This window comes from Streptomyces sp. NPDC002853 (genome assembly GCF_053591915.1).
On sequence record NZ_JBSFUS010000005.1, the window covers coordinates 319,499 to 332,160 of the forward strand.

Annotated in this window: 9 protein-coding genes; 5 read left to right on the top strand and 4 right to left on the bottom strand. The window is 69.8% G+C overall.

The genetic code is table 11. The features are described 5' to 3' along the window. Window positions 1-157: 157 nt before the first annotated feature. Together ACWD02_RS16095 and ACWD02_RS16100 are read left to right on the top strand one after the other, a co-directional pair. A complete protein-coding gene (locus tag ACWD02_RS16095) occupies window positions 158-1,261 on the top strand; it encodes an NAD(P)H-dependent flavin oxidoreductase (RefSeq protein ID WP_451210172.1) in 1,104 nt (367 codons plus the stop codon). 41 nt (window positions 1,262-1,302) lie between these two features. Beyond that, a complete protein-coding gene (locus ACWD02_RS16100) occupies window positions 1,303-2,859 on the top strand; it encodes an acyl-CoA synthetase (protein ID WP_451210789.1) in 1,557 nt (518 codons plus the stop codon). A gap of 62 nt (window positions 2,860-2,921) precedes the next feature. On the opposite strand, the gene ACWD02_RS16105 is transcribed toward ACWD02_RS16100, so the two are convergent. Together ACWD02_RS16105 and ACWD02_RS16110 are read right to left on the bottom strand one after the other, a co-directional pair. Next, on the bottom strand, window positions 2,922-3,488 hold the full coding sequence (locus ACWD02_RS16105; RefSeq protein ID WP_451210175.1) for an EF-hand domain-containing protein: 567 nt from the start codon (window positions 3,486-3,488) through the stop codon (window positions 2,922-2,924). Between the two features lie 118 nt (window positions 3,489-3,606). After that, window positions 3,607-6,033: a penicillin acylase family protein gene (locus ACWD02_RS16110; protein ID WP_451210178.1), complete on the bottom strand. Its 2,427-nt coding sequence runs from the start codon at window positions 6,031-6,033 to the stop codon at window positions 3,607-3,609. 184 nt (window positions 6,034-6,217) lie between these two features. Between ACWD02_RS16110 and ACWD02_RS16115 the strand changes: the two genes are divergently transcribed. Continuing rightward, the gene (locus ACWD02_RS16115) at window positions 6,218-7,726 is read left to right on the top strand and encodes an acyl-CoA synthetase (RefSeq protein ID WP_451210181.1); all 1,509 of its coding nucleotides are present in this window, start codon (window positions 6,218-6,220) and stop codon (window positions 7,724-7,726) included. Between the two features lie 18 nt (window positions 7,727-7,744). Here ACWD02_RS16115 and paaK read toward each other — a convergent pair whose 3' ends face one another. Then, a complete protein-coding gene (paaK, locus tag ACWD02_RS16120; protein WP_451210184.1) occupies window positions 7,745-9,031 on the bottom strand; it encodes a phenylacetate--CoA ligase PaaK in 1,287 nt (428 codons plus the stop codon). A 177-nt stretch (window positions 9,032-9,208) separates the two neighbouring features. On the opposite strand from paaK, the gene aroQ reads away from it, so the two are divergent. Then, window positions 9,209-9,847, top strand: a complete 639-nt coding sequence (gene aroQ, locus ACWD02_RS16125; RefSeq protein WP_451210187.1) for a gamma subclass chorismate mutase AroQ — start codon at window positions 9,209-9,211, stop codon at window positions 9,845-9,847. A gap of 120 nt (window positions 9,848-9,967) precedes the next feature. Here aroQ and ACWD02_RS16130 read toward each other — a convergent pair whose 3' ends face one another. Continuing rightward, window positions 9,968-11,581 (bottom strand): acyl-CoA synthetase, encoded by a 1,614-nt coding sequence (locus ACWD02_RS16130; protein WP_451210190.1) that lies wholly within the window; start codon window positions 11,579-11,581, stop codon window positions 9,968-9,970. 189 nt (window positions 11,582-11,770) lie between these two features. Here ACWD02_RS16130 and ACWD02_RS16135 point away from each other — a divergent pair, with 189 nt between their 5' ends. Then, window positions 11,771-12,571 (top strand): crotonase/enoyl-CoA hydratase family protein, encoded by an 801-nt coding sequence (locus tag ACWD02_RS16135; protein WP_451210193.1) that lies wholly within the window; start codon window positions 11,771-11,773, stop codon window positions 12,569-12,571. The last annotated feature ends 91 nt before the right edge of the window (window positions 12,572-12,662 follow it).

Sequence of the window (12,662 nt, forward strand, 5' to 3'; positions counted from 1 at the left end):
AACTCGCCTGGGCTGAAATTATCTTTCGGGATCACAAGAGACTGCTGAAACTTTCATGTCAGTGCCGGGCTCTGTCAACCACGGGCGCCCGCCAAAGATCTGACACCGCATCAGAAAATCTCTTCCGTCGTCCGGGCGGCTGCGGCATCCTGCGCCCATGCAGACAGAGCTGAGCAGGAAACTGGGGATCGAGCACGCCATCTTCGGCTTCACGCCCTTCCCGGCGGTGGCCGCCGCCATCAGCAGGGCGGGCGGATTCGGTGTGCTCGGCGCGGTCCGCTACACGGCGCCCGACGAGCTGGCCCGGGATCTCGACTGGATGCAGGAGCACGTCGGCGACCGGCCCTACGGGCTCGATGTCGTGATGCCCGCGAAGAAGGTCGAGGGGGTGAGCGAGGCCGACGTCGAGGCGATGATCCCCGAAGGCCACCGGCAGTTCGTCAAGGACACCCTCGGCAAGCACGGCGTGCCCGAGCTGGCCGAAGGGGAGGCGTCCGGCTGGCGCATCACCGGGTGGATGGAGCAGGTCGCCCGCAATCAGCTCGACGTCGCCTTCGACTACCCGATCAAACTCCTCGCCAACGCGCTCGGCTCACCACCCGCCGACGTCATCCAGCGCGCCCACGACCATGACGTACTCGTCGCCGCGCTCGCGGGCAGCGCCCGCCACGCCCGCAAGCACGCCGACGCGGGCATCGACATCGTCGTCGCGCAGGGCTACGAGGCGGGCGGCCACACCGGCGAGATCGCCTCCATGGTCCTGACGCCCGAAGCCGTCGAGGCTGTCGCGCCACTGCCGGTGCTCGCCGCGGGCGGCATCGGCAGCGGGGACCAGATCGCGGCCGCGTTCGCGCTCGGCGCGCAGGGCGTGTGGCTCGGCTCCCTCTGGCTCACCACGACGGAGGCCGACATGCACTCGCGGGCACTCACCGAGAAACTCCTGGCGGCGGGCTCCGGCGACACGGTCCGCTCACGCGCCCTGACCGGCAAGCCCGCGCGGCAGCTGCGCACCGAATGGACCGACGCCTGGGACGACCCGGACGGACCCGGCACGCTGCCCATGCCGCTACAGGGGCTCCTGGTCGCCGAGGCGGTGTCGCGCATCCAGAAGTACGAGGTGCAGGCGCTGCTCGGCACACCCGTCGGGCAGATCGTCGGCCGCATGAACAGCGAACGCGGCGTCCAGGCAGTGTTCGACGACCTGACCAGCGGTTTCGAGCGTGCCATCGACCGCGTGAACCGCGTCGCCGGACGCGCCTGACCACTGACCCACGAGACGGAGGAGAGGTCCCTATGAGCAGCATGCCGGGCAGCACGCCCCCCAACGGCTTCTGGGCGCAGGCCGAGGCGGACCCGGACCGCGTGGTCCTGACCGCACCCGACGGCGAGGAGTGGACCGCGCGGCGCCTGCACGCGGCGACCAACCAACTCGTCCACGGGCTGCGCGCCGCCGGCCTGGAGCGCGGCGACGCCTTCGCCGTCGTGCTGCCCAACGGCGTCGAGTTCCTCACCGCGTACCTGGCGGCATCGCAGGCCGGCCTCTACCTCGTGCCGGTCAACCACCATCTGGTCGGACCCGAGATCGCCTGGATCGTCGCCGACTCCGGCGCGAAGGTGCTGATCGCGCACGAGCGGTTCGCGCGAGCGGCGACCGACGCCGCCGACGAGGCGAAGCTCCCGGCCACGCACCGGTACGCCGTGGGGGACATGCCCGGCTTCCGCCCCTACCCCGAACTCCTCGCGGGGCAACCGGAGTCGGCGCCCGACGACCGCACGCTCGGCTGGGTCATGAACTACACCTCCGGCACGACGGGACGCCCGCGCGGCATCCGGCGCCCGCTGTCCGGAAAGCTCCCCGAGGAGTCCTACCTCGGCGGCTTCCTCGGCATCTTCGGCATCAAACCCTTCGACGACAACGTGCACCTCGTCTGCTCGCCGCTCTACCACACCGCGGTCCTCCAGTTCGCGGGCGCCGCCCTGCACATCGGCCATCCGCTGGTCCTGATGGACAAGTGGACGCCCGAGGAGATGCTGCGTCTCATCGACACCTACAAGTGCACGCACACCCACATGGTGCCGACCCAGTTCCACCGCCTCCTCGCACTGCCGGACGAGACGAAGGCGGCGTACGACGTCTCGTCCATGCGCCACGCCATCCACGGCGCCGCGCCCTGCCCCGACCACGTCAAACGGGCGATGATCGAGTGGTGGGGCGAGTGCGTCGAGGAGTACTACGCGGCCAGCGAGGGCGGCGGCGCGTTCGCCACCGCGCAGGACTGGCTGAAGCGGCCCGGCACCGTCGGCAAGGCCTGGCCCATCAGCGAACTCGCCGTCTTCGACGACGACGGCAACCCGCTGCCGCCCGGTGAACTCGGCACCGTCTACATGAAGATGAGCACCGGCGGATTCTCGTACCACAAGGACGAGTCCAAGACGAAGAAGAACCGCATCGGCGACTTCTTCACGGTCGGCGACCTCGGCTACCTGGACGAGGACGGCTACCTCTACCTCCGCGACCGCAAGATCGACATGATCATCTCGGGTGGGGTCAACATCTACCCCGCCGAGATCGAGTCCGCGCTGCTCACGCACCCGGCCGTCGCGGACGCGGCCGCGTTCGGCATCCCGCACGACGAGTGGGGCGAGCAGGTCAAGGCGGTGGTGGAGGTGGCGGAAGGCCACGAGGCGGGCGACGCACTCGCCACCGAGATCCTCGACCACTGCGAACGCCAACTGGCCGGCTACAAGCGCCCGAAGAGCGTCGACTTCATCGAGACCATGCCCCGCGACCCGAACGGCAAGCTCTACAAGCGACGGCTGCGGGAGCCGTACTGGGAAGGGCGGGAGCGCGCGCTGTAGCCACGCACCGCCCGGCCGCCCGGCCTGCACCGTGCCGCGGTGCCGGCCAGGCGGCGAGACGGTCAGAAGGATTCCAGCGGGCCGAGGAGCCAGGACCCGGCCGAATGCGGGTCATCGTCGAAATAGAACTCCCGGATGGCTGCGAGGAGCTCGTCCCGTTCGACCGCGCCGTCCGTGTCGTAGTCGAGTCGTCCGAAGACCTCGCGCGCGTCCGCCTCCGGCAGGTTCATCAGGGCCCCGCTCCAGCGCACCTGCTCGTCGCGGGTCAGCTTGCCGTCACCATCCGCGTCGGCGATGTCCATGATCGCGTCGAGGAACGGCACGTATCCCTCGTCGAAGGAGTCGGGAGTCTCCAAAAGCCCCGCCAGGAACGCGGACTTGTACTCCGCCTCACTGATGCGGCTGTCCTTGTCCACGTCGGCGACCCGTGCGAGATGTTCCCACAGCCCCAGGGAAAGCTCCCGCAGTCTCGCCACCGGCCTGGAGTCAGGACCGTGGCCGAAGGCCTCGCCGAGCCGGGCCACGGACCTCTCGAAGTCCGCGCGCTCGATGAACCCGTCGCCGTCGTCGTCGTACGTCGCGAACCTCCGGGACAGCTTGCGGTCCAGAAACGCGGATGCCTTCACCATCAGTCCTCCCCTGAGAGACGTCCCCACCTTTCTAACGGAGCCGACCGGGTCCGCCCAGGGAGCGCGGGGCTCCTTGCAGGCGTACCCGGCCGGCTTCTGCGCGGTCAGGGGCGAGGCTTCAGCGGCGTTCACGCACCTTGACCACCCTGAGTTCCGGGTCCCGCATGATGTCCTTCTCGCAGAACCGTGACGTCACCCACCGCTCATCGGCGTACAACCGCGTCTGATCGCGGTAGTGCGGCGAGTTCGGGTTCGACGACTGCGAGTAGGTGAGCAGCGTGCGTGCCTTCGGGCAGTGGCTCTTGTCCCAGCCGACCGCCTGGATGTGACTCGAACCGTGCGCTACCTCGGTGTAGCCGCCGCTCTTCGCGTCCCACACCGGCTCGACCTTGTTCCACACGCCGATCGACTCCGTGCCGCCATGGATCGGCAGCCTCTCCGAGCCGCGTACGACGAACTGGTTCCTGCCCAAAGGCGCGTCGAGCGCGATGCCCGCCCCACGCAGTTCGGTCACCGCGTCGGCGAGTGCGGTCGCGAAGCCGGGGCGGGCCGTGTCGAGGGTGTTCGGCGTACGCACCGGGTCGGCGGCGGAGAACGGCACCTTCCACAACTGCGCGTTCGGCACGGCGGCCACCAGCTTGCGCCAGAACCGGTCGAACAGCAGGGCGCCCCTGCTGTCCGTATCCATGCTGTGGTCCCACGCCTTGAGGGCGGCACAAGCCTTGCGTACGTCAACAGCGGTGCCGTCACTGCCCGTTGCCCTGCCACCCGGCAGCGCCGCGCACGCCCGCGCCGCGTCGTCGGCGGCCAGATCGCCCGCGGGCGCCCGGTTCGCGAACTGCTGCTCCTGGAGGTCCTTGACCGTCAGGTCGCCCTCCTTCGCCATCGCCGCGACATCCTCGATGGCGCCGCGCGTGCGCATGGAGCGCTGCGTGCCGATCGTCCCGAAGACCCGCTCGTAACCGGTGATCGGCTTGTCCGCGTTGGTGAGCCACGCGCTGTCGTTGGAATTCTCCGCGTACGGCGCGTCCTTGAGCGTGGGCATCTTCGACGGGCCGAAGATCCCGGGCTGGACGGCGTCCTTGTCCGAGCCGAGCGCGCAGTCGGCGCGCGAACCGTCGAGCACGGCCACGCCCGAGGCCGGATACGTCACCTTGCCCAGGTCCGTGGAGCAGCGCTCGGCGAGGTCGTCGGTGATGCGGGGCAACACCTGCGACTGGGTGAGGAGCGAGTGGCCCTTGCGGTCCGCGGCGATGGTGTTGACCCACGGCAGGCCCTGCGTGTCGCGCAGCGCCTTCAACACCCCCTCGGTGGAACGGGCCTTGCCGAAGCCGAGGTCGGTGTCGCTGCCGCGCAGGTTCGTGGCGTTGGGGTCGTTCAGGGCGTACGCCGTCTTCGCCGACCAGGGCAGCGGAAGCTGTGTGCCGAGGTCGGTGGTGACCGGGCCGTACCGGGTCCACCACTGGGTGCGGGTCACAGGGGCGCCGTTCTTGACCGGCACCTCGACCGTCCGCTTCGTCATCTTCTCCGGCTTGCCGTCCACCAGATAGGCGGTCGGGTCGGCGGGATCCAGCGTCAGCTGGTGCAGATTGAGGGTCACGCCGGTCGCCACCGTGTGGCTCCACGCCACATCGCCGTTGAAACCGATGTTGACGACGCTCGTGCCGAGCAGCGAACCGCCCGAGACGTTCAGCTCGCCGGGGATGGTCTGCTGCGACTGCCAGAAACGCCGGCCGCCCTGCCAGGGGTAGTGCGGATTTCCGAGCAGCAGACCCTTGCCGTTCGCGGTGGTCCTCCCACTGAACGCGACGGCGTTGGAACCCATGACGGCGTCCTCGGCAGAGAAGAGATCGCGTGCCGCCTTCGCCGTGCGCTCGGGGTCCGGGGTGCGGTCCGCAGCCGTGGCGCTCGGCGGCCGCGCGGCGGTGATGCCGTCTATGCCCCGCCCCTGACCGCCGAGGACCTGCACGGCGAAGCCCTGCCTCGCCACGTCGAGGGAGGTGATCGGGCGCAGCCACTTGGCGCCCTTGCAAGCGGGGTCGGTTACGCGGTTCTGCTTCAGCCAGGCGTTGTAGCCCGCCGCGAAACCGCTCATCAGCTTCTTCGACGTGGCGCTCGGGCCCGCGGGGGCGGGCCGCTCGAGGAGCTTCTCCACGGTGCGGGTGTCCCGCACACCGCCGAAGTAGAGATCGCTCGCGAGGTTCGTGCTCGCCGAGGACAGCGAACCGTCCGGCTTGCCGTCGGGGCCGAAGTGACGTGACCGCTCCCCGCGTACGGTCACGTATCCCTCGGCGAGGGTGCACACCTGGTCGGCGGCCTGCGCCCAGCCGGTGCCGAAGCCGAGGTTCTCGTAGTCCTTGGCGAGGATGTGCGGAATGCCGTACTGGGTGTAGCGCAGGGTGGCGGACAGACCGCCGCCGGACGGGCGGCCGGCACGGTCCTCCGCGGCGCCGGCGGTGGCGGCGGACGACGGCAGGAAGGCCGCGGCGGTCAACAGGCTGATGCCCAGAGCCGTGAGGCGTCTGGTGCGGGTACGCATACGCATGGTGCCTCCCAACAAGGGTGAGGGAAGGGGCGGTTGAGCGTACCAACCGGTATGTCACTTGATCGAGTGGCGCGACCGATCAAGTTCGCGCCTCGGGCGGGTCGGGTCCGCACCCCGTACTGATCGGGTTCGCACCCCGTACGGAGCCTTGACCGCCGCGACGCACGCGGCACAGGATCACGCCATGACGGGTGTACGCAGCAATACGGTCGACGATGTCCTGGGACGCAGCGCGCGGCGCGTGCCGGGGCGGGTGGCACTGCGCTATGGGGAGCGGGTCTGGACCTACCGCGAACTTGACGACGCGGTCACGCAGGCGGCGGCGTACCTCCACCGGGAGGGGCTCAGGGACGGCGCTCGGGTCGGCGCCTACGGACACAACTCCGACGCGTACGTCATCGGTTTTCTGGCCTGCGCCCGCGCGGGCCTCGTGCACGTGCCCATCAACCACAACCTCGAGGGCGAGGACCTCGCCTACATCATCGAGCAGTCGGGCAGCTCGGCGGTCCTGGTCGACCCGCACCTGGAGCACCGGCTGCCCGGCACCGTGCGCGCGATGCCGCTGCGGGACGCCACGGGCTCGCTGCTCGAACACACCAAGGGGCGCGAGGGCGAAGCGGTCTTCCTCCTGGGCCCCGACGACAGCGGTGACCTGGCCCAACTGCTCTACACCTCGGGCACCACGGCCCTCCCCAAGGGCGCGATGATGACCCACCGGGCCCTCGTGCACGAGTACGTCAGCGCCATCACCGCCCTGGACCTCAAGGAGACGGACAAGCCCGTCCACGCGCTGCCGCTGTACCACTCGGCGCAGATGCACGTCTTCCTGCTGCCCTATCTGGCGATCGGCGCCGAGAACACGATCATCGACGCGCCCGATGCCGAGCGGATCTTCGAGCTCGTCGAGGCGGGCCGCGCCGACAGTCTCTTCGCGCCGCCCACCGTATGGATCGGCCTCTCGCAGCACCCCGGCTTCGGTACCCGTGACCTCGGCGGCCTGCGCAAGGCCTACTACGGGGCGTCGATCATGCCCGTCCCCGTGCTGGAGCGCCTGCGCGAACGGCTGCCGTCGCTCGCCTTCTACAACTGCTTCGGGCAGAGCGAGATCGGCCCGCTCGCCACGGTCCTCGGGCCCGACGAGCACGAGGGGCGGATGGACTCCTGCGGGCGCCCGGTGCTCTTCGTGGAGGCGCGGATCGTGGACGAGCAGGGCCTTGAGGTGCCCGACGGCACACAGGGCGAAGTCGTCTACCACTCACCGCAGTTGTGCGAGGGCTACTGGGACAAACCGGAGGAGACCAAGGAGGCGTTCCGCGACGGGTGGTTCCACTCCGGGGACCTGGCGGTGCGGGACGCGGACGGCTACTTCACCGTGGTCGACCGGGTGAAGGACGTCATCAACTCCGGCGGTGTCCTCGTCGCGTCGCGCCAGGTCGAGGACGCGCTCTACACCCACGAAGGCGTCGCGGAGACGGCCGTGATCGGGCTGCCGGACGAGCGCTGGATCGAGGCGGTCACCGCGGTCGTCGTACGCAAGGGAGACGTGACCGAAGGGGAACTCATCGAGCACGCGCGCGAGAGGCTCGCCCACTTCAAGGCGCCCAAACGGGTCCTCTTCGTGGACGAGCTGCCGCGCAACGCGAGCGGGAAGATCCTCAAGCGGGAGCTGCGGGACCGTTTCAGCGCGGCGTAGCTCCCGCGGGCCTCGTGGTCACTTGTCGCGCAGGTCCACGATCCGCTTGAACTTGCCCACCGACCGCTCGATGGTCTCGGGGTCGACGATCTCGACCTTCACCGAGACGCCGATGCCGTCCTTCACCGCCGACGCGATCTCCCGGGCCGCCGCCGCGCGCCGCTCAGGAGTCGTGTCCGGTCGGGACTCGGCCCGGACCGTCAGCGCGTCCATGCGGCCCTCGCGGGTCAGGCGCAGCTGGAAGTACGGGGCGACACCCGGTGTCCGCAGGACGATCTCCTCCACCTGCGTGGGGAAGAGGTTCACTCCGCGCAGGATCACCATGTCGTCCGAGCGGCCCGTGACCTTCTCCATCCGGCGGAACGTCCGTGCCGTACCGGGCAGGAGGCGGGTCAGGTCGCGGGTGCGGTAGCGGATGACGGGCATGGCCTCCTTGGTGAGGGAGGTGAAGACCAGCTCGCCGCGCTCGCCGTCCGGCAGGACTTCGCCGGTGATCGGGTCCACCACCTCCGGGTAGAAGTGGTCCTCCCAGATGTGCAGGCCGTCCTTGGTCTCCACGCACTCCTGGGCGACTCCGGGGCCGATGACCTCCGAGAGCCCGTATATGTCGACCGCGTCGATCGCGAACCGCTCCTCGATCTCGCGGCGCATCTCCTCCGTCCACGGCTCGGCGCCGAAGATGCCGATCTTCAGGGACGTCGTGCGCGGGTCGACGCCCTGGCGTTCGAACTCCTCCAGGAGCGTGAGCATGTAGGAGGGCGTGATCATGATGATCTCGGGGCGGAAGTCCTGGATCAGCTGGACCTGGCGGGCCGTCATGCCGCCGGACGCGGGAATCACCGTGCAGCCGAGCCGCTCGGCACCGTAGTGCGCGCCGAGGCCGCCGGTGAACAGGCCGTATCCGTACGCCACATGGACCTTGTGGCCCGGGCGGCCGCCCGCCGCGCGGATCGAGCGGGCGACGACGTCCGCCCACATCGTCAGGTCCTGCTCGGTGTAGCCGACGACCGTGGGCCGGCCCGTGGTGCCGCTGGACGCGTGCAGGCGCCGCACCTCGGACTGCTCGACCGCGAACATCCCGAAGGGGTAGTTGTCCCGCAGGTCGGTCTTGGCCGTGAACGGGAAGCGGGCCAGGTCGGCGAGTGTGCGGCAGTCGTCGGGGCGCAGGCCCGCCTTGTCGAACGCGGCCCGGTAGAAGGGCACGTTCTCGTACGCGTGCAGCAAGGTGTCCTGGAGGCGCTCCAGCTGCAGTGCCTCCAGCTCCTCGCGCCCGAGGCGCTCCGCCGCGTCCAGCATCGCCGTCATATGCGGTTTCTCCCGTCCCCAACGGGCGACCGATCATTCGGTCGTCGATCTTCCGTCAAGGTCAGTAATCCAGCCCCGGAGGCGGCCGTCAAGAGATCGCGCAGGGCGGCCTTGAGCTGCGGCGCGACGGCAGAACGGCATTGTCCGGGTGCGGCGTGGGATGTGATGATCGCCCCCATGCCGACCTTCAGGGGAATCGCCGTGCGTCCTGCCTCGTCCGTGAGGCGTCTGCTCGCTGTCGGGGTCGTCACGGCGGCTCTGCTCGCCGGCAGCGGGGGTGGGGCGGCGGTCGCCGCTTCCCCGGCGCCGCGGCCTGCCGTGTCGTCGTACGCGCGGCTGCATTCGCTGGCCGATCTCGCCGCCAGGCGCCTGGCCACCGCCGATCTCGTCGCCGCCGCGAAGTACGGCACGGGCAGCCCCGTCGACGACGCGGCCCGCGAGCGGCAGGTGCTCGACGACGTCGCGCGGCAGGCGCGGGAGCTGGGCGCCGATCCCGAGGCGACCGTGCGGATCTTCCGTGATCAGATCGAGGCCAACAAGGTGGTGCAGCGGGAGCTGCACCGGCGGTGGGACGCGGATCCTTCGCAGGCGCCGGCTCCGGGGGAGCGGCCTGATCTTGCGGAGGTCCGTAAGGAGATCAACCGAGTGAACGGGGAGTTGGTGCGGGGCATCGCCGACTCGTCGGTCGCGCGGGCTGCGGCGTCGTGCCGAGGGCTGCTGGTCGCGGCGGGCGTACGCGTACCGCACGAGCGGCGGCTTGATGTGCTGCACGTGGTGGCCTTGGAGCGGGCGCTTCGGTCTGTCTGCTCTGGCTGACGGTTCTTCTGGCCCGCCGCTTCGCGGCGGATTCTTCCCGCCCACCCACCGTTTGCCCCGCGGTGCTGTCGGTCGGGGTGGTGGTTGCCTTGGTTCGCGCCGCTCGCTCGCACCGTGAAGTCAGCCCCCCGCCGCCACCGCCTTCGCCCACCGGTAGTCCGCCTTGCCGCTCGGGGAGCGTTGGATCTCGTCGGTGAAGACCACTGCGCGGGGGATCTTGTAGCCGGCGAGGTGGGTGCGGCAATGGGTCTGGATGGCTTCTAGGTCCAACGGGGGCGCGCCGTCGCGTAGTTGGACGACTGCGGCCACGCGGTTGCCCCAGCGCTCGTCGGGGACCCCGGCGACCAGCGCGTCGTACACGTCCGGATGGGACTTGAGCGCCTGCTCGACCTCCTCCGGATAGACCTTCTCGCCGCCGGTGTTGATGCACTGCGAGCCCCGGCCCAGGACGGTGACGATGCCTTCCTCGTCGACCGTGGCCATGTCGCCGAGCAGCACCCAGCGCTCCTCGCCCTTCCGGAAGAACGTCTCGGCCGTCTTCGCCGGGTCGTTGTAGTAGCCGAGCGGTACGTGGCCCCGCTGGGCGAGGCGGCCCACGACGCCCACCGGCACCGGCTCGTGGGTGGCCAGGTCCACCACCTGCGTACGGTCGTTGACCTCCAGGCGGAAGCCCTTGTCCGGGCCCGAGTCGTCCGTCGCCTTGCCGTTGGAGCCGGACTCGGAGGAGCCGAAGTTGTTCAGGAGCAGGACATTGGGGGCCAGTTCCTGGAACTGGGCGCGCACCGTCTCCGACATGATCGCCCCGGAGGACGAGACGCTGAAGAGGGACGACAGGTCGGTGCCCTTGAGCGGGCCGTGCAGGGCGTCGATGAGCGGCCTGAGCATGGCGTCGCCCACCAGTGACACGCTGGAGACCTTCTCCCGTTCGATCGTGCGGAGCAGCTCTTCGGGGACGTACTTGCGGTGAATGGCCACCCGCTGGCCGTAGTTGAAGGCGATGAACGACGTCAGTGTCGAGGTGCCGTGCATCAGCGGGGGAGCGGGGAAGAACGTGATGCCGGGGCCGCCCGCCGCGACGCGCTCCGCCAGTTCCTCGGGCCGCTTCACCGGCTCGCCCGCGGGCTCGCCGCCGAAGAGTCCGGCGAAGAACAGGTCCTCCTGGCGCCACATGACACCCTTGGGCATGCCGGTGGTGCCGCCGGTGTAGATGATGAACAGGTCGTCCGCCGAGCGTGGACCGAAGCCGCGCTCCGGCGAACCCGCCGCCTCCGCCTCGGTGAAGGCCACCACGTCGAGCGCGGGCGCGTCGGCCGGCGGGGTCCCCACCCGCACCAGATGCCGCAGCTTCTCCGTGCGCGGCAGCGCGGCCGCGACCCGCTCGGTGAACTCCGCGTCGAAGACGAGCGCGGCGAGGTCGGCGTCGCGGTAGAGGTAGACCAACTCCTCTTCCACGTACCGGTAGTTGACGTTGACGGGTACGAGGCGTGCCTTGAGGCAGGCGAGGACGGTCTGGAGGTACTCGACGCCGTTGTAGAGGTGCAGTCCCAGATGCTCGCCGGGCTGGAGGCCGCCGTCGATCAGGTGGTGTGCGATGCGGTTGGCGGCCCGGTCGAGCTCGGCGTACGTCAGCCTGCGTTCCTCCCCGGTGCCGGGGTGATCGATGTACACGAGCGCCTCGCGGTCGGGGACCACGTCGACGACCGACTCGAACAGGTCGGCAAGGTTGTACTCCACCGCTCCTCCTGACCCCGGCGTCATCTCTTCTTGTCCTCTGGCGGTCATCAGAGCAGAGGCGCCCACAAGTGTGAAGGGTCCCCGTCCAAGAAACCTGACTGACTGTCAGAAAACTATTGAACTGGCTCCCCGCCTACTGCAACCTGTTCCAGGTCCGAAGCCGACAGCAGGCAAAGAGGGAGCACGGCCATGGGTGGGACGGAACATCTCGCTGTGCAGCGCGAAGGCGCCACACTGATACTCACGCTCAACCGGCCGGAGGCGAAGAACGCGCTCTCGCTGCCGATGCTGGTGGGCCTCTACGACGGGTGGGTGGCCGCCGACGAGGACGACGCGATCCGCTCCGTCGTGCTCACCGGAGCGGGCGGCGCGTTCTGCGCCGGCATGGACCTCAAGGCGCTCGCGGGCAAGGGCATGGACGGCGACCAGTACCGCGACCGCATGAAGGCCGACCCCGATCTGCACTGGAAGGCGATGCTGCGCCACCACCGCCCCCGCAAACCGGTCATCGCCGCGGTTGAGGGGTACTGCGTCGCGGGCGGCACGGAGATCCTCCAGGGCACCGACATCCGCGTCGCGGGCGAGTCCGCGACCTTCGGCCTCTTCGAGGTCAAGCGCGGCCTGTTCCCCATCGGCGGCTCGACCGTCCGCCTCCCGCGCCAGATCCCTCGTACGCACGCCCTGGAGATGCTGCTCACCGGGCGGCCCTACTCGGCGGCCGAGGCCGCGTCGATCGGCCTCGTGGGGCATGTCGTCCCGGACGGCACCGCCCTGGAGAAGGCCCTCACCATCGCCGAGCAGATCAACGCGTGCGGGCCGCTCGCCGTCGAGGCGGTCAAGGCGTCCGTGTACGAGGCCGCGGAGATGTCCGAGGCGGACGGCCTCGCGGCGGAGTTGAAGCGGGGGTGGCCGATCTTTGACACCGCCGATGCGAAGGAGGGCTCCAGAGCCTTTGCCGAGAAACGTGACCCCGTGTTCCGGCGCGCGTAGACCGCCCTTCTCCTGCGGCTCGCTGTGGCTGGTCGCGCAGTTCCCCGCGCCCCCTGACGGGCCCCTGACGGGGCCCCCGTCCCCTCGACTG

Excerpts from the sequence above, each read along its gene's own strand:
- ACWD02_RS16095 (WP_451210172.1), top strand. The coding sequence starts at position 158 with ATGCAGACAGAGCTGAGCAGGAAACTGGGGATCGAGCACGCCATCTTC.
- ACWD02_RS16100 (WP_451210789.1), top strand. The coding sequence starts at position 1,303 with ATGCCGGGCAGCACGCCCCCCAACGGCTTCTGGGCGCAGGCCGAGGCG.
- ACWD02_RS16105 (WP_451210175.1), bottom strand. The coding sequence starts at position 3,488 with ATGGTGAAGGCATCCGCGTTTCTGGACCGCAAGCTGTCCCGGAGGTTC.
- ACWD02_RS16110 (WP_451210178.1), bottom strand. The coding sequence starts at position 6,033 with ATGCGTATGCGTACCCGCACCAGACGCCTCACGGCTCTGGGCATCAGC.
- ACWD02_RS16115 (WP_451210181.1), top strand. The coding sequence starts at position 6,218 with ATGACGGGTGTACGCAGCAATACGGTCGACGATGTCCTGGGACGCAGC.
- paaK (WP_451210184.1), bottom strand. The coding sequence starts at position 9,031 with ATGACGGCGATGCTGGACGCGGCGGAGCGCCTCGGGCGCGAGGAGCTG.
- aroQ (WP_451210187.1), top strand. The coding sequence starts at position 9,209 with ATGCCGACCTTCAGGGGAATCGCCGTGCGTCCTGCCTCGTCCGTGAGG.
- ACWD02_RS16135 (WP_451210193.1), top strand. The coding sequence starts at position 11,771 with ATGGGTGGGACGGAACATCTCGCTGTGCAGCGCGAAGGCGCCACACTG.